This is a genomic window from Microcystis sp. M083S1, from assembly GCF_020246405.1.
Taxonomy (GTDB): Bacteria; Cyanobacteriota; Cyanobacteriia; order Cyanobacteriales; family Microcystaceae; genus Microcystis; species Microcystis aeruginosa_C.
This window is the reverse complement of record NZ_JADBTB010000210.1, coordinates 1-21,380: the sequence shown is the minus strand read 5'-3', so window position 1 is coordinate 21,380 and position 21,380 is coordinate 1. Positions and strand designations below refer to the sequence as shown.

19 protein-coding genes are annotated in these 21,380 nt (G+C 43.2%); 13 read left to right on the top strand and 6 right to left on the bottom strand.

Annotated features, from left to right (window positions below; genetic code table 11):
- Positions 1 to 143 precede the first annotated feature (143 nt).
- The 5 genes from IM450_RS19365 (at position 144) to IM450_RS19345 (ending at position 5,301) form a co-directional block, all read left to right on the top strand.
- Entirely contained in the window at positions 144 to 1,037 is an 894-nt protein-coding gene (locus IM450_RS19365; protein ID WP_287669899.1) for an aspartoacylase, read from the top strand.
- A gap of 56 nt (positions 1,038 to 1,093) precedes the next feature.
- Positions 1,094 to 2,416 (top strand): serine/threonine protein kinase, encoded by a 1,323-nt coding sequence (locus tag IM450_RS19360; RefSeq protein ID WP_004163811.1) that lies wholly within the window; start codon positions 1,094 to 1,096, stop codon positions 2,414 to 2,416.
- 353 nt (positions 2,417 to 2,769) lie between these two features.
- On the top strand, positions 2,770 to 4,014 hold the full coding sequence (locus IM450_RS19355) for an ATP-binding protein (RefSeq protein WP_287669897.1): 1,245 nt from the start codon (positions 2,770 to 2,772) through the stop codon (positions 4,012 to 4,014).
- A gap of 46 nt (positions 4,015 to 4,060) precedes the next feature.
- Positions 4,061 to 4,636, top strand: coding sequence for a Uma2 family endonuclease (locus tag IM450_RS19350; RefSeq protein WP_287669895.1), 576 nt, complete (start codon positions 4,061 to 4,063; stop codon positions 4,634 to 4,636).
- 80 nt (positions 4,637 to 4,716) lie between these two features.
- The gene (locus IM450_RS19345) at positions 4,717 to 5,301 is read left to right on the top strand and encodes a Uma2 family endonuclease (protein WP_287669930.1); all 585 of its coding nucleotides are present in this window, start codon (positions 4,717 to 4,719) and stop codon (positions 5,299 to 5,301) included.
- Positions 5,302 to 5,314: 13 nt separating this feature from the next.
- Here the strand turns inward: IM450_RS19345 and IM450_RS19340 are convergent, their stop codons facing one another.
- Both IM450_RS19340 and ntcA read right to left on the bottom strand, forming a co-directional pair.
- Positions 5,315 to 6,802, bottom strand: coding sequence for a DUF3084 domain-containing protein (locus IM450_RS19340; RefSeq protein ID WP_287669893.1), 1,488 nt, complete (start codon positions 6,800 to 6,802; stop codon positions 5,315 to 5,317).
- 7 nt (positions 6,803 to 6,809) lie between these two features.
- Positions 6,810 to 7,487 carry a global nitrogen regulator NtcA gene (gene ntcA / locus IM450_RS19335; protein ID WP_002793163.1) on the bottom strand — a complete coding sequence of 226 codons (678 nt, stop codon included), beginning with the start codon at positions 7,485 to 7,487 and terminating at the stop codon, positions 6,810 to 6,812.
- 214 nt (positions 7,488 to 7,701) lie between these two features.
- Between ntcA and fabI the strand changes: the two genes are divergently transcribed.
- Positions 7,702 to 8,478: an enoyl-ACP reductase FabI gene (gene fabI, locus IM450_RS19330; protein ID WP_002760333.1), complete on the top strand. Its 777-nt coding sequence runs from the start codon at positions 7,702 to 7,704 to the stop codon at positions 8,476 to 8,478.
- A gap of 354 nt (positions 8,479 to 8,832) precedes the next feature.
- Here the strand turns inward: fabI and IM450_RS19325 are convergent, their stop codons facing one another.
- Genes IM450_RS19325 through IM450_RS19315 form a run of 3 tightly spaced genes read right to left on the bottom strand, consistent with a single transcriptional unit; the run spans position 8,833 to position 12,940 of the window.
- A complete protein-coding gene (locus IM450_RS19325; RefSeq protein ID WP_287669891.1) occupies positions 8,833 to 9,141 on the bottom strand; it encodes a hypothetical protein in 309 nt (102 codons plus the stop codon).
- A 7-nt stretch (positions 9,142 to 9,148) separates the two neighbouring features.
- A complete protein-coding gene (locus IM450_RS19320; protein WP_287720665.1) occupies positions 9,149 to 9,796 on the bottom strand; it encodes a hypothetical protein in 648 nt (215 codons plus the stop codon).
- 3 nt (positions 9,797 to 9,799) lie between these two features.
- Positions 9,800 to 12,940 (bottom strand): CHAT domain-containing protein, encoded by a 3,141-nt coding sequence (locus tag IM450_RS19315; RefSeq protein ID WP_287669887.1) that lies wholly within the window; start codon positions 12,938 to 12,940, stop codon positions 9,800 to 9,802.
- A gap of 496 nt (positions 12,941 to 13,436) precedes the next feature.
- Here IM450_RS19315 and IM450_RS19310 point away from each other — a divergent pair, with 496 nt between their 5' ends.
- From IM450_RS19310 to IM450_RS19300, 3 genes are all read left to right on the top strand, one after another.
- Entirely contained in the window at positions 13,437 to 15,347 is a 1,911-nt protein-coding gene (locus IM450_RS19310; RefSeq protein ID WP_287664664.1) for a heavy metal translocating P-type ATPase, read from the top strand.
- Positions 15,348 to 15,367: 20 nt separating this feature from the next.
- Positions 15,368 to 16,648 (top strand): histidine--tRNA ligase, encoded by a 1,281-nt coding sequence (hisS, locus tag IM450_RS19305; RefSeq protein ID WP_287664666.1) that lies wholly within the window; start codon positions 15,368 to 15,370, stop codon positions 16,646 to 16,648.
- A 154-nt stretch (positions 16,649 to 16,802) separates the two neighbouring features.
- Complete coding sequence (locus tag IM450_RS19300; protein WP_287664668.1) at positions 16,803 to 17,453, top strand: hypothetical protein; 651 nt, start codon at positions 16,803 to 16,805, stop codon at positions 17,451 to 17,453.
- Positions 17,454 to 17,667: 214 nt separating this feature from the next.
- Here IM450_RS19300 and murJ read toward each other — a convergent pair whose 3' ends face one another.
- Positions 17,668 to 19,395 carry a murein biosynthesis integral membrane protein MurJ gene (gene murJ, locus IM450_RS19295; RefSeq protein ID WP_287664678.1) on the bottom strand — a complete coding sequence of 576 codons (1,728 nt, stop codon included), beginning with the start codon at positions 19,393 to 19,395 and terminating at the stop codon, positions 17,668 to 17,670.
- Positions 19,396 to 19,777: 382 nt separating this feature from the next.
- Here murJ and IM450_RS19290 point away from each other — a divergent pair, with 382 nt between their 5' ends.
- The 4 genes from IM450_RS19290 (at position 19,778) to IM450_RS19275 (ending at position 21,002) form a co-directional block, all read left to right on the top strand.
- Complete coding sequence (locus IM450_RS19290; protein ID WP_287664670.1) at positions 19,778 to 20,104, top strand: hypothetical protein; 327 nt, start codon at positions 19,778 to 19,780, stop codon at positions 20,102 to 20,104.
- Positions 20,089 to 20,322, top strand: a complete 234-nt coding sequence (locus IM450_RS19285; RefSeq protein WP_002769319.1) for a DUF2283 domain-containing protein — start codon at positions 20,089 to 20,091, stop codon at positions 20,320 to 20,322. Before IM450_RS19290 ends, IM450_RS19285 begins: the two co-directional genes overlap by 16 nt.
- Positions 20,323 to 20,540: 218 nt before the next feature.
- Positions 20,541 to 20,699 (top strand): hypothetical protein, encoded by a 159-nt coding sequence (locus IM450_RS19280; protein WP_287664673.1) that lies wholly within the window; start codon positions 20,541 to 20,543, stop codon positions 20,697 to 20,699.
- 90 nt (positions 20,700 to 20,789) lie between these two features.
- Complete coding sequence (locus IM450_RS19275) at positions 20,790 to 21,002, top strand: hypothetical protein (protein ID WP_287664676.1); 213 nt, start codon at positions 20,790 to 20,792, stop codon at positions 21,000 to 21,002.
- Positions 21,003 to 21,380: the final 378 nt, after the last annotated feature.

The window sequence follows — 21,380 nt, the reverse complement described above, 5'->3', positions numbered from 1 at the left end:
TTATGAATTGGGGTGTGGGGTGTGGGGAGTTTTCTCAGTGAACTGATAACTGATAACTGATAACTGATAACTGTCTCCTAACCCCACCAAGAAACTTTTTCAGTAAACCATAAATAATTACAACTTTTCAAAAATTATAAAAAATGATCGAGCAGAAAACTACTATTAAAAATCTGGCTTTAATTGCCGGTGTGCATGGCAATGAACTAACTCCCGCTTATTTGGTTAAATACCTGCAAAACTCAGCTAATCTCCTGGCCCGCAGCAGTTTTCAATCCCACACTCTCATCGCCAATCCCTTGGCCCTAAAGCAACGGGTTAGATATGTCGATACGGATTTAAATCGTTGTTTTAACCGAGCAGATTTAGCCAATCCTAATTATCGGCAACACGAGCAACTAATAGCGAAATATATCTATCAACAAATCCAAGAAAAATCCATTGATTTATTAATAGATATTCACAGCACCACATCTAACATGATGCTGGCGATTATTTATTCTAACCCCCATCCTTGGCTATTAAAACTCTTTACCTATCTGACTAAAATTAATCCTGAGGTGCGCTTAATTTATCATCCCGTCAGCGAGGAAGAAAATCATTTTCTTAAAGGAATTTGTCCCCTAGCTTTTACCCTAGAAATCGGTCCGGTTAACCATGGTGTCATCTGTCCCTATCTTTTTCGTCAAACCGAAACACTCATCTATCAAATCCTAGACTATATCGAACAGGAAAATTATCTCGCTGCCCATCTCGATACTTTCGGCGAATCCCTAACAGTTTACCAACGTTTAGGCTCGATCGATTATCCTAGGGATGAACAGGGTGAAATTAAAGCCATGTTACATCCTCAGATTCTCCAACGAGATTATCAGGCAATTCAACCCAATCAACCGATTTTTCTAGGATTTGATGGTCAGGAAATTATCTATCGTGGGGAATCTACATTATATCCTATCTTTGTTGGAGAATCTTCCTATAAAGAAAAAGGAATCGCCCTTTGTTGGACAGCAAAAAAACAAATCGATATTAATTAGTACCTCCACAGCAGTTTTCCTGACAAAAAACAGGTCTAAATAAGGGAAAAGCCAACATGACCTTTACTTCTGATTCTCTTTTAGCTGAACGTTACCAACTGCAACAACGCCTAGGCAATACCGCTATCGGTCGTCAAACCTGGTTAGCTACTGATCTATTATCCCAAGAATCGGTAATTATTAAACTCCTCGCTTTTAGTCCCCAGATGGAGTGGGAAGAATTAAAATTATTTGAACGGGAGGCAGCCGTCTTAGCTTCTCTCCATCATCCCCGTATTCCCCGCTATCGCGATTATTTTTCCCTCGATAAAAATCAAGGTGACGGGATTCCTTGGTTTGTGCTTGTACAAGATTATATACCGGGAGAATCTCTAAGCGATCGCTTAGAAAGGGGGCAACGTTTCACCGCTACGGTAATTCGAACTATTGCCCAAGAAGTTCTCGAAATTCTCATCTATTTGCAGGAATTATCGCCCCCAGTATTACATCGAGATATTAAACCTAGTAATTTAATTATTAACTCGGAAAATAACGTTTATTTAGTAGATTTTGGCGCAGTCCAGTCCCGCGGTGCAGTAACAGGAGTTACTTTTACCGTGGTGGGGACGAGTGGTTATGCACCCCTAGAACAATTTTGGGGCCGGGCGGTTCCCAGTTCTGATTTATATGCCTTGGGCATGACTTTAATTCATTTATTGACGGGAATTGTCCCGATAGAACTGCCCCACCGCGACTCTAAAATTCAATTTCGCCAACTGGTGACAATCGATGATGATTTAATCGATTGGTTAGAAACTATGACCGATGTAGCGGTAGAAAAGCGGTTTAAAAGTGCCAGAGAAGCCCTGAAATTTCTCCAACATCCCTACTATCGCCAAGCCTCAAGTTTAATTGATCCTAAGAAATTACCAAAACCTCCCCACAGTTCCATCCGTATCGCTAAACATAAGGATAATTTAGAGATTAATTTACCCCCAAAAATTAAGCTACCTTCCGATGCGCCTACTCTCTGGTCTTTGGCGATTTTCCTTACTATCACTGTCTTTATCTCCCCAATTATTACCTTTATTATAGCTCTGATTGGTTTTATTTTTTTGCGGGAGATGCAGTTAATTCTTACCCCTCAAGAAGTTTTAATTAAATATAAACTCTTCAATTTTATCTACCAAAAATTTGCTTTCAAAACTCAAGACTTATGGGGTATTTTTCTTCATAGCAATGGTACAGAAGCTAACTATCAGATTCGTCTGCGGACGGCTAAAAATTATTATCTTATCGGTCAGAATCTCCGCGAGGATGAATGTCTCTGGTTAGGACAGGAAATCCAAGATTGGTTAAATTTTATTAAATACAGTGTTTCTCATCAAGAGGAAGTGTAACCTGACACGGTATTATCTCCTGACTTGAAAGAGGGTGTAGGGTGTGGGGTGTGGGGTGTAGGGAAGGAAACCTCTTTCATCTGTGGGGGTGAAAATTTTTTCATCGGGACTGACTCCCCAAAAGGAGAACTTTGTACCTCACCATTAAGATAAATGAAAATCAATTCAAGAAATCTTGGGAATTAGTCGGTAGGCATTTTCCCTTTTTTAACCTTAATCTTGCAGAGATTACCCTATCTTGATAGAATAATAACTGATTTACATTTTCTTGGATACAGGACGGCAATTATTAAATCGGATTAGGAATTACAAAAAATCAGCCATGAAATGTTAGTTATTAGTGGAGAATAAAAATGATATCTGAAATTTACCAAAAAGTCAGCTTGTTAGTTTTGTATCAAGGGGTTTTTGATAATGCTATTGGCCAGGCATTTATTACCCTATTATCTACGGATAATATCGCCGATTTTCTAAAAGCATATGGTCAATGGTTTCAAGCTTTAGCATCTAAAAATATTAGTTGGAATGATTTTCTAGTCGAACAAATTTTATTAGATGACAATCCCTTTAGTCAACAGGTACAGAAAAAAAGTGTTTGGGAGTTACCCGAATCTTTAATTAATGGCGTGAAACAGGATTTATCTATCCTCCAATCTCTCTATAATTCTAGCATTTATAGCCTCAGCAATTCGACAATTTTTGAACGAATTAAATTTCTCAGTTTCCCCGCTTGGGAAGTGGACAATAAATTAGAAAGTTTTCTACATTCTGGTTTAGATTGGACGGAATTAGTCGAAGATCTAGCCGATTATTATCGCGAATGTGGTACAGGAATTTTTGCCCGTTATCAAGCTTTAAGGTGGCAAGAAAACCGATTACAAGGGATTACTCATCCCGATCCCGTGCAGATTCAAGAAATAGTCGGTTATGAAATGGCCAAGGAAACCTTGATTAAAAACACTGAGTTTTTATTGGCAGGTTATCCCGCTTTAAATGTCTTACTCTATGGCAGCCGTGGTTCGGGAAAATCTTCTCTAGTCAAGGGATTATTGCAAAAATATCATAGTCAGGGATTGCGCTTAATTGAAGTGGCAAAATCGCAATTAAAAGACCTACCATTAATTATTGAAATTCTGCGAGATTTACCACAGAAATTTATTATCTTTGTCGATGATTTATCCTTTGAAGAAGACGATGAAGCTTTTAAAGCTTTAAAGGTTGTTTTAGAGGGAAGCATCACCGCTAGACCGAAAAATGTCGTAGTTTATGCCACTTCTAATCGCCGACATTTAGTCAGAGAATTTTTCGCCGATCGACCACAACCAAAAGATAGTGATGAAGTGCATAATTGGGACACAGTACAAGAAAAATTATCCTTTAGTGATCGCTTTGGTTTAACCCTAACTTTTGAACCCGCTAATCAAGAAAAGTATTTGAAAATAGTGCGTCATTTAGCAAGTTTAGCTAAATTAGAAATTAGCCTAGAAGACCTAGAATTTCGTGCCAAACAATGGGCAACCCAACATAATGGGCGATCGGGAAGAACTGCTAGACAATTTATTGATTTTCTACAGGGGGAATTAGGATTAAACAGGTAGCATTAATTGTGTTATCATTAAATAAAAGAAGCTCTGATCTAGAAAAATGTTGACTTCATCGTCTCCCAAAACCCTCCGCTTAGAAGCATATCGTAATTTAGAAACTAGCGCAGAAACTAAACACGAATATCACGACGGGGAAATTATCGAGATGACAGGGGGAAGCATCAATCATAATAGTATTCTCATTAATCTTATTGTCCTGCTAAAATTAGCTTTAAGAGGAACTAATTATCGTCTTCAATCTAGCGATCTACGTCTATGGATACCCCAATATAATCGCGGTTTATACCCAGATTTAATGATCATTGCCGGGGAACCATTATTGAGTGATAATCGCAACGATGAAATTTTAAATCCCTGCCTAATTATCGAGGTTTTATCTCCTTCCACCTCTAGTTATGATCGGGGTGATAAATTTCGTTATTATCGTTCTATACCCCAATTAAACCAATATCTTCTCGTCAGTCAAGGGGAGATACTAATAGAATCCTATAGCAAAACCTCAGAGAATAATTGGTTACTGCAAGAATACACCCCAGCCAGGGGAATTATATCCCTAGATTCTTTAGGAATTAGCTTAAATCTTGCTGATATTTACGAAGGAATTGATTTTAATTGAGGAATAATTTATGAATGATAACCTTTTTTTCTGTGATCTAGGTTATAATCAGGAGGATTAAAAATTCTGTGACAGAGAAAATGCTAACTCGATCTCCTACCAAAACCCTCAGCTTAGAAGAATATCGTAATTTAGAAACCATAGCCGAGGTTAAACACGAATATCACGACGGAGAAATTATCGAGATGACAGGGGGAAGCATCAATCATAATCGACTGGTACGCAATTTAATTCGCTTGTTAGACAATGCTTTAAGGAAAACTATTTATGAAGTCTTTCCCAGTGATTTGCGACTATGGATACCCCAATATAATCGCGGTTTATACCCAGATTTAATGATCATTGCCGGGGAACCATTATTGAGTGATAATCGCAACGATGAAATTTTAAATCCCTGCCTAATTATAGAGGTTTTATCTCCTTCCACCTCTAGTTATGATCGGGGTGATAAATTTCGTTATTATCGTTCTATACCCCAATTAAACCAATATCTTCTCGTCAGTCAAGGGGAGATACTAATAGAATCCTATAGCAAAACATCAGACAATAATTGGTTACTGCAAGAATACACCCCAGCCAGGGGAATTATATCCCTAGATTCTTTAGGAATTAGCTTAAATCTTGTCGATATTTACGAAGGAGTTGATTTTAATCTCAAATCCTAACTTTAGCTATCTTTTAAGAAGACGTACTAAAAATAATTTTACCATCTTTTACCGCCACTAAACGCAAAGTTAAGGGGCCAGCCGTATTAGTTTTACTAGCAGCAATTGCCTCAAGTGTCTCGATAGAATTACCCGACTTTTTCACTTGACCAATAAAGTTAACTACCGTAGTTAATAACCCATCTTCCACTTGAATTGACCCTAAAACTCCCGCACTTCTAGCGCGAAATTGAGCCGAAGCTAAGAGTAAATCTAAACGCTTTTGTAGGTCTTCTTCCGTCATATTTTGGGGATCAATGGAAACGGCAGCGATTACCTGTTTCTCCTCAAAAACTCTTTGATTGGGAACCACATCAGCAAAGACACGAATCTCGCTTTCTCCTAAGACATAATTACCTGCGGAAAGGATTCTCACCACATATTCTTTACCGTCCTGTAATTGTTGACTTAACTGTTCTACCTGTGCTTTTGTGATCTTAACTAAACGCTGGTCAAAATTAGGCTGATTCGGTTGGGTGGCACGGATAGCATTTATATTCGCTTCTCGCAATAACTTATCAATAACAGCGACAATAGCTTGGGGATCAACAATACGAAAAGCTCCAAAAGATAACACCTGTCCGCGGAAAATAGCGATTTGTTTTTCCCGCAATTCTTGATAGGTTTGATAGTATTGTTCTAAAACTTCTACTTCCCGCTTAAGAAAAGCCATTTGGGTTTCTAAATCTTTTAATTTTCCCCCGCGCTGTTCCAAAGCTAAATTTTTATCCACAATCGATCGATCGAGTTCTCCAATACGTTGATCCCGGCGATCAATTTCTAGCTGTAGGGTTTTTTGTTGGGTTTCCAACTGTTGAAGTCGCGCTTGTCTGGTTGTTAATAACTTTTGTTGATTAGCTAACTCTTTATCTCTAACTTGAACTGTGGTTTGTAGTTGATTTATCTGACTAGAAAGAATTGATTTTTGTTGGGACAATTGATCCCGTTGACTGATTAACTGTGCCTTTTGATTAGTTAAAATAACTCGTTCATTATTTAAATTAGCCACTTCCTTACGAAACTTTTCCAACTGTCCCGAAACTAACCGCAAACGTTGACGAGAAGCTTGATAATTTTTGTTAAGAACCTCTAGACGTTTCTGCACGGCTATCTGTTCACTTTTAGCCGTTTTTAACGCTTTTTCCACCTGATTTTTTTGCTCGGTGGTTTTTCTTACCTGTCTTTCCAAATCCTTAATAGCAGCACGACGTTCATTTAACAGGCGATCCAGTTCAAAAACTCCTTGACGCAGGGATTTACTAGAAGCAAACAAGACAATTAAAGTGGAACCGGCGATCAAAATTCCCGTTACAATCGTCATCAAAGTTGCGGTTTGTTTCGGACGCAGATTAAATAAACGCATCCTTTTCTTACCGATACGGCTACCTATACGATCGCCAATCACCGCTATCAGACCACCTAAAACCACGATGGCCAAAACCAAAATATAAGCGCTAGTCATCCAGAATTTAAGTAAATTGTTGACTGAGAGCGACGGGATTATGGACGGTAATTTTCTTCTTGTAAATTGAGACCATTTCTTGATCCCGCAGCTCTCCCAATAAACGGGTGACAGTGACGCGGGTAGAACCGATCGCCTCTGCGATCGCTTGGTGAGACAATTTTAGGTCAACCCGGATACCATCGGTGGTGGGAACCCCAAAATCACGACAGAGAATCAATAAAAAACTGACCAAACGTGAACCCATATCCCGGTGAGCCAAGGTTTCGATCATCATTTCCGTTTGCAGAATCCGCGAGGACAACCCCTGCAGCATCAACATTGATAAATCGGGATTATTGCGGAGGGACCTTTCTACCTGATCGATCGGGGCCGAGAGTAATTCTACCGGAGTAAAAGCCACGGCATGATAAAAACGATCTGATCGCTGGCCGGTGAGTAAGGATAGCACACCAAAGACGCTATTTTCCCGCAGTAGAGCCACGGTAATTTCCTCTCCCGCTTCATAGACTCGCGATAACTTAACGGCTCCTTTCAGCAAAAAATAGACTCTTTCGGCGGGATCTCCCGGGAAAAAGATCGTTTTGCCACGCTCGAACAACTCCACCACCGGGGGGAAATTGCCGCTGCCGATTCGACGGAACACATCTGCTAGGGGTTTATCTTGTATTAATGATAAGTCCATCTCACATCCAAAAAAGGGGAAAATTGTTTTTATTATCCAACGAGTGTCACCTCTATTAAACACAACCGCTCGCTAAACTGGGAAAAGTTTTGGGCGCTTTTTGCCAGACAATGGGGGAGGGGTGATCATTGCTGCCCCGTTATCTGTATCCCTATTATACCGAATCTCGCTGGGGTCGGCTATTGGGGAGATTTTTGTAAGAGAAACGAGAACTATGTTAGATTTAACGGGAAAAAACGCCCTAGTGACGGGAATTGCCAATAATCGCTCGATCGCTTGGGGAATTGCCCAACAACTCCATCAAGCTGGTGCAAATATCGGTGTCACCTATCTCCCCGACGAAAAAGGCCGCTTTGAGAAAAAAGTGCGAGAATTGGCCGATGAACTTAATCCCGCTTTTTATGTCCCCTGCGATGTCCAAAATGACCAACAGGTAGAAGATACTTTCGCTACAGTGGCGGAAAAATGGGGCAAACTGGATATTTTGATTCACTGTCTCGCTTTTGCCGATAAAGAGGGTTTAACGGGCGATTTTACCGCCATCCCTCGGGAAGCTTTCACTAAATCCCTAGATATTAGCACTTTTTCCCTAACCCGTCTAGCTCGATCGGCTAAACCTTTGATGACGGAAGGGGGAAGTATTATCACTCTTACCTATCTCGGTGGTGTCAAGGTAATTCCTAACTATAATTTAATGGGGGTGGCAAAAGCTGGTTTAGAAATGAGTGTTCGCTATTTAGCCGCCGAATTAGGTGGTCAAAAGATCCGAGTTAATGGTATTTCTGCCGGTCCAATTCGCACCTTGGCATCTTCGGCCGTGGGGGGAATTCTTGATATGATCCATCATGTGGAAGAAATCGCTCCTTTACATCGCACGGTGACACAAATTGAGGTGGGAAATACGGCCGCTTTTTTAGCCAGTGATCTTGCTAGTGGTATTACCGGACAGATTATTTATGTAGATTCCGGTTACGAAATTATGGGAATGTAGTTTTAAGTAGGTAGGTGTTAAAAATCATCAGCACCCCCCTTATTAAGGGTAGTAGGGTTGATTCATGAATCAACCCTACAATGAATCAACCCTAGGATCAAGGAGGGATCAGCGCCCCCCTTATTAAGGGGGGATCAAGGGGGGATCAGCGCCCCCCTTATTAAGGGGGGATCAAGGGGGGATCAGCGCCCCCCTTATTAAGGGGGGATCAAGGAGGGATCAGCGCCCCCCTTATTAAGGGGGGATCAAGGGGGGATCAGCGCCCCCCTTATTAAGGGGGGATCAAGGGGGGATCAAAACCTTCTCAACAGGATTTAGTATAACTTTTGGATATGGATAAAGCTGGCATTTCTATTACTTCGCTTCAAATAATTTCCAAATCTCTTGAATAGAAATAAAGATACCGAGAACAGCAGCTAACAAAATAAGGATTTGACTATCCGAGCCAAGGCAATTCTGAAAATCTTCATCAGTTAACACTTTATGGACGACCTTAGACATTGCCAATACAGCCGATAAACTTAACCCAGAAACAAAAAGAATTTCTAGATAAGATTTATTGTTTCCCCGTCTTGGCTGTTTTTTTGTAACCACTGCCACGCTTGCGGTAATAACCAAGGTTCCGATTAACAAAAGAAAGTTTTCAATGTTAACAATCTTCATCAAAAATTTATGCTGATTTTGCTTTCCTAAAAGTAATATACCATCCGCAGCCGGCCGCTAATATCGCACCAATAACCGCGCCATAAACTCCCGCAATCGATCCCCCTAGGGCTGCACCTCCCACCGTTACCACCATCAGGCGATCGGCTTTATCCCAAAATCGAGGGGAATCAGCACCCTCGCGATCAAGGGGGATCCCCCCGCCTGTCGGCACCCCCCTTATCAAGGGGGGCAGGGGGGATCCTGGATCAAGGGGGATCCCCCCGCCTGTCGGCACCCCCCTTATCAAGGGGGGCAGGGGGGATCCAGCTAATTTTTGGGCAGTTTTTACCCAATCTTGGCTAGGAATAACATCATTAATAAATAGGGACTCGAAATCTAAACTATCGGGAAAAGTGACGCTTAAACTTTTGGTGCGTTCTTGGTTAGCATAGGCTGCGTCTAACTCTTCGATCGCTTTTTTATAAGCTTTTTCTAGGGGGGGAAAATCCTTGACAAGTTGCCGCAATTGTGTTGCTGCCTGGGGTTGTTCTTCCCTTAATAATCGTTCAATTTCTTTGAGCGATCGCTGTAGATATTCTGGCAAGGGTTCAGTCTGCTGTGCGAGGGCGATTAGCAGCGCTTCAAGATCGATAATTGTTTTGGGAATTTCCATAAGTTAGTCCTGTCCAGTCAGGGTATAGGCCGCCCAATGGTAAGGATCACTATATTCTGTTAGTTGATCTAGCCCTATTGTACTGCCTTCCTTCAAAGTATTCGCCGCCCTCACCTCCAGTCGATCGACCCCTTCCCTTAGGTCGGGAAGTTGTCCAAGTTGCTCGATCCAGTTAGCTATTTGCTGCCAAGTGATATTTTTTAACCAATTTTGTGTATTTTTCAAAGCTAGGGACGGAGATTCACCCGCTAATAATCTTTGATAAAAGTTAATCATAAACCAAGCACTAGAAATCTCCTTCACCGGCCAGAGGGTACTGACCACATTAGTCGCACCGGCTGCCAAGAAAGCACTGACGAGGCCGACGTATTCGGTGGTAATGCCATCCTTACCGGTGAGAGCGGTTTCACAGGCAGCCAGACAGACGAGACGGTAACTAGAGAGGTTGAGCTTGTTGATATCCCGGACGGTCAATAAACCATCGCTAAGGGCGATCGCAGACTCCTGGGGACGAAAAGAGTCATAAAAGCCGTGACCAGTGAAATGAAAGGTTTTATGGGCATTTTCGAGGGCTTTGCGGACGTTTTCGCGTGATGCCTTTTTCGGGCTAATTCTCTGGCTCGGTTGCAGGATATGGCTAATAATCGCTGATTCCAGTTGGGCGAAATCCATGGGTTTTTGTTCCGTTTTGGGGTCTTCGACGCTGAGGAGGGGAGAATAGGAGAAATCGCTGGACTGGGGACGCAAACCGACCTGAGCAGAGGGGAGATAGGTGGCGGTGTATTTTTCGGGGAAGAGGGTATGTAGGGGGAAGCGGTGCAGATCCCGGTGGGGGATGAGAATCAGGGAATCAACGGAAACCGGCAAAGGTTCGAGAATTTTATCGATCTGTAAAATCCGCTTTAATTGGGCAAAACGGCTGTTAAGTGACAATCTCCAGGGGTGATTTTGTTTATTCTCGGTTTCTTTTTTACTGGCATAGTCAAGGTATTGTTTATCCCATTCAGTTAACCAAGTCCGAAACTGTCGCGCTGGTTGACGGCGTTGTTCTGGCTCTAGAATGACGGGATCAGCCTCTGGGGTGATAATAAAGGTGGTGAGATTGTCCTCGCTGAGATACCAGTAAATAATCGCCTTATTCGGACTGGTCAGGCTTTGGATAGTGGCATAATCGGGACTGGTGGGGTTTTCTTGCCAACTATCGAGAATCCAAGTCAAACAACGATTTTTATAAAATTCTGCCTGTTCAATTGCGTCTAGAGGATGATTTTCCTCGATCAGTAAATCGATTTCTAGGTGACTAAAACTGCTGAATTTTGCCTCAAAAGCCGGTTTATCGCGTTTCTGGGCGCGTAGTCGGGTGAAAAGGTGGCGCCCCTGTTGTTGATAGAATCGCGCTTCAGGGATTTCCTGTAGGGAAAGATGAGCGCGGATCAATCCTTGCAGAATTTCTAAATGATCTTCGGGGAAGTCTTTTTCGGTGAGAATCGGTAAAGCGATTTGATAATGTCGGATTGCTTCGCGCCAATAGGGACTAGCATTCTCTTTATACTGGGAATGTCCCAGATAAGCTTCCCCTAGATAGCGATAAATTTGCCCCCACGGAGGCGATCCTTGAATGAGGTGGGGAAGTGCCTCCCGGAGGGCGAAAATATGGGGTTCTCGGTCATTAAGGGCTACTATCGGTTTACGGTAAATGAGAGCTTCTAGACTAGGAGTAGAAATACGATTTTTACTCAGAGAACAAACGGCCCCCCCTCGGCCGTACCAAGCTTCATGCTTATCGGGTTTAATTTCTAAAGCTCGATCGTAGGATGCGATCGCTTGTTCAAATCTGCCTAAATTACCTAACGCAACCCCTCGGTTGTTCCAAGCATAATAGTAATCGGGTTTAATTTCTAAAGCTCGATCGTAGGATGCGATCGCTTCTTCAAATCTGCCTAAATTATCTAACGCAATCCCTCGCTTGTTCCAAGCATAATAGTCATCGGGTTTAATTTCTAAAGCTCGATCGTAGGATGCGATCGCTTCTTCCAATCTGCCTAAATCAGCTAACGCATTCCCTCGGTTGTTCCAAGCTTGATGTAAATCGGGTTTAAATTCTAAAGCTCGATCGCAGGATGCGATCGCTTCTTCAAATCTGCCTAAATTAGCTAACGCATTCCCTCGGTTGTTCCAAGCTTCATGCTTATCGGGTTTAATTTCTAAAGCTCGATCGTAGGATGCGATCGCGTCTTCAAATCTGCCTAAATCATCTAACGCACTCCCTCGGTTGTCCCAAGCTTGATGGTAATCGGGTTTAAATTCTAAAGCTCGATCGTAGGATGCGATCGCTTGTTCAAATCTGCCTAAATTACCTAACGCAACCCCTCGGTTGTTCCAAGCATAATAGTAATCGGGTTTAATTTCTAAAGCTCGATCGTCGGATGCGATCGCTTCTTCTAATCTGCCTAGATTATATAACGCAATCCCTCGGATGTGCCAAGCTTCATGGTAATCGGGTTTCATTTCTAAAGCTCGATCGTAGGATGCGATCGCTTCTTCCAATCTGCCTAAATTACCTAACGCAACCCCTCGGTTGTTCCAAGCTTCATGGTCATCGGGTTTCATTTCTAAAGCGCGATCCCAGGATGCGATCGCGCCGAGAAAATCCCCATTCATGTATTTCTGGTTTCCTTGCTCAAACCAGAATTCGGCATCCTGAACCACTTCCGTTAAATCCGTCTCCTTTGAGCATAGATTTTCCCCCTCCACACTGGAAACATCCCTCACCGCGTCGCGTAACTGGAGGCTAATCCGTTGGGATACTTCCCCCAGATTTCCCGTCATCACCTTGCCTAAAGCCGCCAGATCCCGCCCTAAAGTTTGATAATCTTCCGGATACTGTAGCCATTCCTCGCTTTTGACCCCTAGCCACCGCGCCAGCTTTTTATCGTCACAATGGCGACTGTATAGCCATCCCCGTAACCCGCCGGTAGTGGTTCCCGCCGCCACCTGCTCGAATAACCCCATCAATATCCCTTCATATTCCCCATCGCTGGGTTCTGGAGGAGTATTTTTGACTTCTTTGGGGTTAATTGCCTTCGGACTGGCAATAAAGAGCGATTTTAGCCAATTCCAGAGCTTTTTTAGTAAGGATAGCATCGAAGAAAGGGGGAAAGGAAGATAAGGAAATTATATCTCTACTGCCGAAAGTCGTCCCTCTACCGGTTCAAATTCGTCCTCTAATAGCCAATTTTCCGCTTCCTCCTAACTCGCACGGCTCTCTTCTTCTTTGTCTGATCAGTTTAACTGAATGTAGTGATCGATCTTTGTGTCCTTTGTGCCTCTGTGGTTCCTTCCACTCTTCTTTGTCTGATCAGTTCAACTGAATGTAGTGATCGATCTTTGTGTCCTTTGTGCCTCTGTGGTTCCTTCCACTCTTCTTTGTCTGATCAGTTTAACTGAATGTAGTGATCGATCTTTGTGTCCTTTGTGCCTCTGTGGTTCCTTCCACTCCCTCGCCAGCAGGACTGTATCTTAGAATACATTTTAACCAGCAAACCTAAGAGAGCCTTCGCACCGGTGAATACCACATAGGGGTTTTCTGCATCGATCTAATTTTTTCTAGAATGGGGAGAAAAGTAATTGCCATCAATCCATGATTCAGAGTATCTCGTCCTCTTGGTTGTCTGAGTATTCCTCGGCAGTTGCCGCAGGAATTTGCGCTATTTTAGTCTTTTTTGGTTGGTTATGCCTACACTTTAATCTGATCGGCCCAGCTTTTATCCTACTAGCGATCGCATATCTGGTGGGAGGATACGAGAGTACCCAAGCAGGATTGACGACTTTATGGGAGGAAAAAGAACTAGATGTGGACCTGTTAATGATTGTAGCGGCCTTGGGGGCGGCGATTTTGGGACTCTGGGATAGTAATTACTATCTCATCATCGATGGAGCCATTTTAATCCTGATTTTCGCTATTAGTGGCGCATTAGAACAGATTGCCATGGCAAAAACCGATCGCAATATTCGTTCTCTCATGGCGATGACTCCCGATACTGCTAGATTAATCACGGGAGACAGGGAAAAAGAGGTTCCTATCAAGCAATTACGGATCGGTGACACAGTTTTAGTCAAACCGGGCGAATTAATCCCCATTGACGGCATTATTATGGAGGGAAACAGTCCCATTAATCAAGCGCCAATTACGGGAGAATCGCTTCCCGTGGATAAAACCATCGGGGAAGAAGTCTTTGCGGGAACTCTCAACGGTGCGGGAGTGCTACGTTTAAAGGTGGAAACTCCCCCCGAAAGTCGCTTAATTGAGAGGGTGATTCGTTTGGTAGAAAAGGCACAAAATGAATCCCCTCCCTCCCAAGAGTTTATCGAAGGTTTCGAGCGAGGTTATGCGAAAATTATCGTGATTTTGGGCTTAATTTTCGGGATTTTACCGCCTTTTTTCTGGGGTTGGACTTGGGAAACCACTATCTATCGGGCCTTAATTTTTCTCGTGGTGGCTTCTCCCTGTGCTTTAATGGCCTCAATTATGCCGGCTTTGTTATCGGGTATCGCTAACGGGGCAAAACAGGGGATTTTATTCAAAAATGGCGCAAGATTGGAGATGATCGGCCGCATACGAGCGATCGCTTTTGATAAAACCGGCACTCTCACCCTTGGTAAGTTGCAAGTGGTGGAAATTATCCCTATCCATGCAGTCAGCGAAAATGAGGTGTTAGCGGTGGCTGCAGCCCTAGAATTCTGTTCGGAACATCCCATCGGATCCGCTATTACCGCCACAGCCAGGGAACGTGGTATAAATTTCTTCAGTGCTAATCAGGTGCAAGCGGTATCGGGACGGGGTATCACGGGAAAAATTGCCGATAAGTCGGTATCTGTGGGCAATTTTGCCTATATTCGTGACCATATTACTGATCTTGACCAGAATATTTTAGCTATGCGCGAACGTTTACAAAAAGAAGGCAGAACCCTCGTCTGGGTAGTACAAGAGAATCAGATAATCGGGGCGATCGCTGTGGCCGATAGCCTGCGGGAATCGGCAGTTAATCTGGTGAAGCAGCTAAAAAAGATCGGTATCGAACATATCGTTTTAATTACGGGTGATAATCAACAAAGTGCCGATAAAGTTGCTGAAAAACTCGGTATTGAGGAGGTTTACGCTGATTTACTGCCCGAAGATAAGTTAACCGTGATCAAAAATCTCCAAGAAAAATATCACACTGTCGCTATGGTGGGGGATGGCATTAATGACGCGCCCGCTTTAGCTATGGCTAATGTGGGGATTGCCATGGGAAAAGCTGGTAGTGATGTGGCCTTGGAAACGGCCGATATTATCCTTATGTCCGATAATTTAGCCAAAATTCCCAGCGCGATTAACCTTGGTCGTCGTGCCAATCGCATCGTTAAACAGAATATCACCTTCGCCCTCGCGTTTATCGGCATATTGCTAATAGCCAATTTTGCCGGTGATATAACTTTACCTCTTGGTGTCATCGGTCATGAAGGATCGACGGTATTAGTGACTCTAAGCGGTTTAAGATTGTTCAAATAGGGATAAAAATACAGAGAACTATGGGCGAAATCCAGGCAATCCGAGGCACAAAAGATATTTTACCGGCGGAGGTCGGTTACTGGCAGTGGTTAGAGGAAACTGCCAGCAGAATTTTAGGGACTGCGCTGTATCAAGAGATACGAACTCCCATTTTTGAACAGACGCAACTTTTTGAACGGGGTATCGGCGAAGCGACGGACGTGGTGGGTAAAGAAATGTACACTTTCTTTGATCGCGGTCAACGTTCCCTGACTTTGCGACCAGAGGGAACGGCTGGGGTCGTTCGCGCCTATATTGAACACAAATTACAGGCCGCCGGAGGAGTACAAAGACTCTGGTATAAGGGGCCGATGTTTCGTTATGAACGTCCGCAAGCGGGTAGGCAGCGACAGTTTCATCAAATCGGGGTCGAATTGTTGGGAAGTGATGATCCTAGGGCGGATGTGGAAGTAATTACCCTTGCCAGCGAGATATTAAAAGCTGTGGGGCTAGAAAACCTAAAATTAGATATTAATTCCCTGGGAAATGCCCAAGATAGGCAAAATTATCGTCAGGCCCTGCTAGATTATTTGACTCCCTACAAAGCTGATTTAGACGCGGATTCTCAACAGAGATTAGAAAAAAATCCCCTGCGAATTTTGGATAGTAAGGACGAGAAAACCAAGATTATCTGTAAGAATGCCCCCAGTATTCTTGAGCATCTCGGCAGTGATTCTCAAAAGCATTTTGAACGGGTGCAATCTTTACTAACCGATTTGGGAGTTATCTATAATCTTAATCCCTGTTTAGTGCGAGGATTGGACTATTACACCCATACGGCCTTTGAAATTCAGTCCGATGATTTAGGCGCTCAAGCCACGGTTTGCGGTGGGGGTCGTTATGATGGTTTAATAGCTCAATTAGGCGGACCAGACACACCAGCAGTGGGTTGGGCAATCGGTTTAGAACGTCTGATTATATTATTACAACAAAAGCAATCTTTATCTTTTTTGGTTCCCGATTTTTATCTCGTCTCCAAAGGAGAAAAAGCTGAGGCCCGCAGTGCGGTGTTAGCGCAACAATTACGCGGATTGGGGTTTAGCGTCGAGTTAGACTTAAGCGGCAGCGCTTTCGGAAAACAATTTAAACGGGCCGATCGAGCTAAGGCCGTGGGCTGTATAATTTTGGGGGATGCTGAGGCTGAAAATGGCACGGTACAACTGAAATGGATGGCCACCCAAGAACAAATTAGTCTAACCCAAGCGGATTTACTGACACAAGCAGGGGAATTAAAAGCGCAAATCTCCCGGCACAAATCCTAAGTTTTAGCGTCATGGGCAAACATTAGGCTCTCTTATTCTTTGTGTCCTTTGTGTCTTTGTGGTTCATTCCACTCGCTCGCTGGCGGGACTGTATCCTAAAATACATTTTACCCACCAAACCTAAGAGGCCAAACATCAGTCCTAGGCTAGGATTATGGAATTTATACTGCAAAAACAAGGGGAGAATCACGGAAGCACAATTTCTACTAATTCCCTAGAAATTGTCTCGGGAAACTATCGTCTTTTGGCCCGTCTGGATTCTCCTTTTGCTCATATCGAAGTGCGTATCGATTACGAATCTCCCGAAAGTAGCGAACGATATACCCATTATTATCGATCGGATGCCGGGGGTTGGCTGGAAATTTTTTCCTATCGAGATTTAGGAATAGGTAGCTGGAAAATTCGCTGTTATGGGGATATTTTGGCCGAATTGGGGGGGCAAGGTTGGCAAGAAGTGTTAACTTTAATTGTTACTCCTGTTAAGATCAATTATCTGGCTCAATTAGAACAGTTAATTAAAACCGAAATTGAACCTTTATTAGCACAAGAATCCTCTGCGGAGATGATAAAATTAGAATTTGCTGATTTAACCAATAATTCTGCCTTTGTTTTTGATTTATGCCTACCAGAGGAAACAATGACCGCTAGAGAAGGGGTAACTCTAGAACTGCCAGAACCTGCTAATATGAAAAAGAGCCTTCAAAGTTTATCTAATCGCAATTCTGCACCCCTACCCCCGAAAATATCCGGTTCTAATTCTCGCCGAAAATCACCTCAACTTCCCCCAATTCCTAAAAATAAATAACCTTTCGCAATTCTGCACCCCTACCTCCGAAAATATCTGGTTCTAATTATCTCAGGGACTTTTTCCCTGAAAATTAGATAATTGACCAGATGAAAATCGGTAAAACCCTACACCCTACACCCTACACCCTACACCCTACACCCTACACCCTACACCCAGAAAAAACTTTTTCAGCAAACCCTATGTAATGATGAGGTGAGGCAGCAACTTAAACCTAAGATTTTTTCAAGAACTTCTGACGAACTCGCGAGATTAACAGGTCTAATTCAGGTAACTTCAATAACATCGCACCGAGGAGGAATAAACCCACCGCTACGGTTGAAGCAAAACCTAACTGTAATAATTGTAGGAAAATATTACCAGCACCGAAAACCTTTTCCCAACCCCAACTAGCACCCCAACTAGCAACACCAGAAAGCATTGTAATTACCGTTAATCCCAATAAGGATAAACCCCATTCTCCCAAAGGTAAACCTCCTAAACGACGATTTAAAATCACCGTAAAAATGCCCATAGAAAGGATATTAACCCCCACAGTTGCTAAAACAATCCCCGGAGTACCAAAAGGTCTATACAAGAGGAAATCCAGCGCACCATTGAGAAAAATATTTACCATACTCACCTTAAAAGGAGTTTCGCCATCACCCAAAGCATAGAACACTCGTACCAAAACATCGCGACCGAGATAGAAAAACATCCCGAAACCGTAGGCCATTAATACGGGAACCACCTGTTCCGAGGCAGCCAGATTAAAGGCACCCCGTTGATAGATAACCCGCACTACCGGGAAAGCGAGGGCGATAAAGATAGCGGTGAAGGGTAACATGGTTAAAGCCGTCAATAATAAACCCTGACGGATTCTTTGCTTCAATTCTCCCCAATTTTCCGGTTCCGTCAGTCGAGAAAATATCGGCATAAACGGCACGAGAATCATGTTAGACATGATGCCCAAGGGCGTGAGAACGATAAAACTGGCGTAACGCATGGAAGCGGCGGCATTTTCGATAAAAGAAGCGAAAAAGAGGTCAGTATAAACGTTAATATGCAACATTCCCGAAGATAAGGTCGCCGGAATCATCACCCGCAACACCTCCGACACCCCCGGTATCCGCCAATCCCAACGAAATGTTAATTTTCCTAAACCTGCCTTGACTTGTGCGCCCACTTGTGCTAACCATTGCCAGAGCGCCCCGACGAGAGTACCGCCGGCGAGGACAAAACCCCCCAGTTGCACATATTGCGGCTCATCAATGCGATCGCCAACGAACCAAGCCAGCAAACCCACCCCGATAATCACCGCCACACTGGAAAAAAGCGGACTGAGACTCGGTAGCCAGTATTGGTCTGCCGCGTTGAGAGTACCGAAACCGATGCCGATTAAACCAGCTAAAACCGCCATGGGGGCCATAATTTGCAGTTGTTGAATGGCCATGGCACGGGTGGCGGCATCTAAACCGGGGGCGAGAACATCGATAAAAATATTGGCAAAAACGATTAAAAAGACGGTGACAGTTAATAAAATCGCACTGACTAGGGTGGTGACAGTCTCGACAATCGGCGCGGACTCGGATTTATCTCTTTTGGCCAAAACACTGACCAAAGCGCTGTGAAAGGGACCGTTAATGCCACCGAGGAGAATTAACAGAAAACCGGGGATAACGTAGGCAAAAGCGTAGGCGTTCACCACCGGCCCAACACCGTAGGCAGCGGCGATTACCTGTTCGCGGACTAAACCAAAAACCTTACTGATTAAGGTGGCAACGGCGACAATTCCAGCAATACCGGCTAAGGAACGGGTAGCTTTCTTACTAATGACGACACCTCGAAAGAAAACAACTGCATTGATCGATTCTACCCGTTTCTGTGTTCCCGTAGAAACGCGCTCTCTAGTTGTCAAATTTAATTTGACTGGAATGTATAAGACCCATTTCTCCACAGACATCCGTATAATACCAAGAGCCAACCGAACCATAAATATTGATGGTTCTACTCTTGATCACGAAAATCGCCCGTTCAAGAAAACTTAACAATGCCCACCAGCGATCGCAGTTGCCAAGGCTAAAGCGATCGCGGTTTTAAAGTTTAATTAAGATAAAAGTGTTTCTAACGCAATCGCCAAAGGTTTAAGGGTGCGAGGGATTGATGTTACAATGTCTTCAGAGGAAGGACTGATTGGGGCTTCTGATCAAGAGCAATTAGCTTATGCTTTGTCGCAAGGCTGAGTGGTTTTCACGTTTCATGTATCTGATATTGGCAGCAGCGATCGCCGATGATTAAGTTTTGGTTTTTAAATTTAAGATCAGTTTTGGAGACATGAAGAAAATTTGGCAAGGTCTTTTTTCTGTGGTTATTTAGAGGTAGAGGTTGAATTAACCGATGAGCGAGAACAGCATATTATTGATCGCCATCCGGGTACATTACCCGATTATGAGGAGCAATTAGCCCAGACTTTAGCTGATCCAGATTTAATTCGTTCTAGCGATCATGATGAAAAGGCGTTGTTATTTTCTAAGTGGTTTTCAACGATTCGGACGGGACGATTTTTAATTCTGGTGGTGGTTTCCCAAACTGCTCTTAGTCGTCATTGGATCGTGACTATATACACAGCCCGAAAAATTACAGGGGGAATAATGGTATGGAAAAAAATCTAACTTTTCGCTATGACCCGACGGGAGATATTCTTTATGTAGATGTCTGTTCTCCCTATGCAGATCAAGAGTCGGAGGAGATTGGGGATGAAATTGTCGCTCGTCTAAATCCGACTTCTGGGGAGATTGAGAATTTGGAGATTTTATTTTTCTCGAAACGCTGGAATCAATCCTTACCGTTACAATTGCCGATTGATGCTGCTTTTCGATTAGTGGGATAATGGGACACCCCCTACGCAATCGGCGATCGCACTGTTTTGACAGTTCAAGCAACGGCAAGATTGGTCGGCATGGCGTAACGTAATATTATAAAAATATGTCGTATTCAAGAGTAAAAAGACTTGTTAGATAGCATACTCAGTCTAAAAAAAATTGAATTTGATGACTGAAGGTAAATTTTTAGCCTACATTAACATCAGCAAAAGCCAAGAGGTTACTAATGACTCAAGCGATTCGTCAAACAATTTTTGTTCAGTCAGATGGTCGTCTAGAAATTCAGTCAGATCAGCTTTTCCCTGGGAGAAAAGTAGAGGTTATTATTATTCTGGAAGATGACCCTGAAATTACATCAGCAGAAGCTTTAGAATTAAGAGATTAGAAGATTTAGGTAATCCAAAGAAATGGATAACTGGGGTTGAAGCAGAGGAAGAGATTGATGAGGATGAGTTAAGGGAATGGGTGAAAAGTTGTGGCTACTAAAAGTCATTATTTCGTGCAATGGGTAGCTGATTTTCAAAATGATTTAGTTTGTTTACCTGCCGAATTGCAGGCTCGTTGGTCGAAGTATCAAAAACTTCTAGCGATAGACCCCTATCAAACTTTGGGGTGGCCTAGTCATCATTTAATTGGTAAGTTGCAGGGGTGTCGTGCTATGGAAATTGATTGGAATATTGTTAGTTAGGGCTGGCTGAATAATGGTAAAACCCTTTTAAAATAAGGCTTTTGACCTGTTAAAATCCGATGTTCATGCTGCGAAAATAGGATTAAAACCTTCAAAAACCTTGCATTATCCCTTTTGGAGTACAAAAGCTGGTACAAAAAGAGAGGGCAACAAAGCCTGAAACGACCGACGACCGGCTACTGACGACCGGCTACTGACTCCTAACCCCACCAATAAACTTTTTGCCGCAAACCCTAAGTAGGGGCTGCTGAAAAAGTTTTTCGTGGGGGCAGGGTGTGGGGTGTGGGGTGTGGGGTGTAGGGTTTTACCGATTTTGAGGTAGTCAGTTACCTAATTTTCAGGGAAAAAGTACCTGAATTTTACCCCCGATCCCTCCAA

What these genes read in the sequence shown, in the direction of transcription:
- IM450_RS19320 (WP_287720665.1), bottom strand. Translation starts at nt 9,796, where the DNA reads ATGGAAATTCCCAAAACAATTATCGATCTTGAAGCGCTGCTAATCGCC.
- IM450_RS19315 (WP_287669887.1), bottom strand. Translation starts at nt 12,940, where the DNA reads ATGCTATCCTTACTAAAAAAGCTCTGGAATTGGCTAAAATCGCTCTTT.
- IM450_RS19310 (WP_287664664.1), top strand. Translation starts at nt 13,437, where the DNA reads ATGATTCAGAGTATCTCGTCCTCTTGGTTGTCTGAGTATTCCTCGGCA.
- IM450_RS19355 (WP_287669897.1), top strand. Translation starts at nt 2,770, where the DNA reads ATGATATCTGAAATTTACCAAAAAGTCAGCTTGTTAGTTTTGTATCAA.
- fabI (WP_002760333.1), top strand. Translation starts at nt 7,702, where the DNA reads ATGTTAGATTTAACGGGAAAAAACGCCCTAGTGACGGGAATTGCCAAT.
- IM450_RS19345 (WP_287669930.1), top strand. Translation starts at nt 4,717, where the DNA reads ATGCTAACTCGATCTCCTACCAAAACCCTCAGCTTAGAAGAATATCGT.
- IM450_RS19350 (WP_287669895.1), top strand. Translation starts at nt 4,061, where the DNA reads ATGTTGACTTCATCGTCTCCCAAAACCCTCCGCTTAGAAGCATATCGT.
- IM450_RS19280 (WP_287664673.1), top strand. Translation starts at nt 20,541, where the DNA reads ATGACTCAAGCGATTCGTCAAACAATTTTTGTTCAGTCAGATGGTCGT.
- IM450_RS19360 (WP_004163811.1), top strand. Translation starts at nt 1,094, where the DNA reads ATGACCTTTACTTCTGATTCTCTTTTAGCTGAACGTTACCAACTGCAA.
- IM450_RS19285 (WP_002769319.1), top strand. Translation starts at nt 20,089, where the DNA reads ATGGAAAAAAATCTAACTTTTCGCTATGACCCGACGGGAGATATTCTT.
- hisS (WP_287664666.1), top strand. Translation starts at nt 15,368, where the DNA reads ATGGGCGAAATCCAGGCAATCCGAGGCACAAAAGATATTTTACCGGCG.
- murJ (WP_287664678.1), bottom strand. Translation starts at nt 19,395, where the DNA reads ATGTCTGTGGAGAAATGGGTCTTATACATTCCAGTCAAATTAAATTTG.
- IM450_RS19325 (WP_287669891.1), bottom strand. Translation starts at nt 9,141, where the DNA reads ATGAAGATTGTTAACATTGAAAACTTTCTTTTGTTAATCGGAACCTTG.
- IM450_RS19300 (WP_287664668.1), top strand. Translation starts at nt 16,803, where the DNA reads ATGGAATTTATACTGCAAAAACAAGGGGAGAATCACGGAAGCACAATT.
- IM450_RS19365 (WP_287669899.1), top strand. Translation starts at nt 144, where the DNA reads ATGATCGAGCAGAAAACTACTATTAAAAATCTGGCTTTAATTGCCGGT.
- ntcA (WP_002793163.1), bottom strand. Translation starts at nt 7,487, where the DNA reads ATGGACTTATCATTAATACAAGATAAACCCCTAGCAGATGTGTTCCGT.
- IM450_RS19340 (WP_287669893.1), bottom strand. Translation starts at nt 6,802, where the DNA reads ATGACTAGCGCTTATATTTTGGTTTTGGCCATCGTGGTTTTAGGTGGT.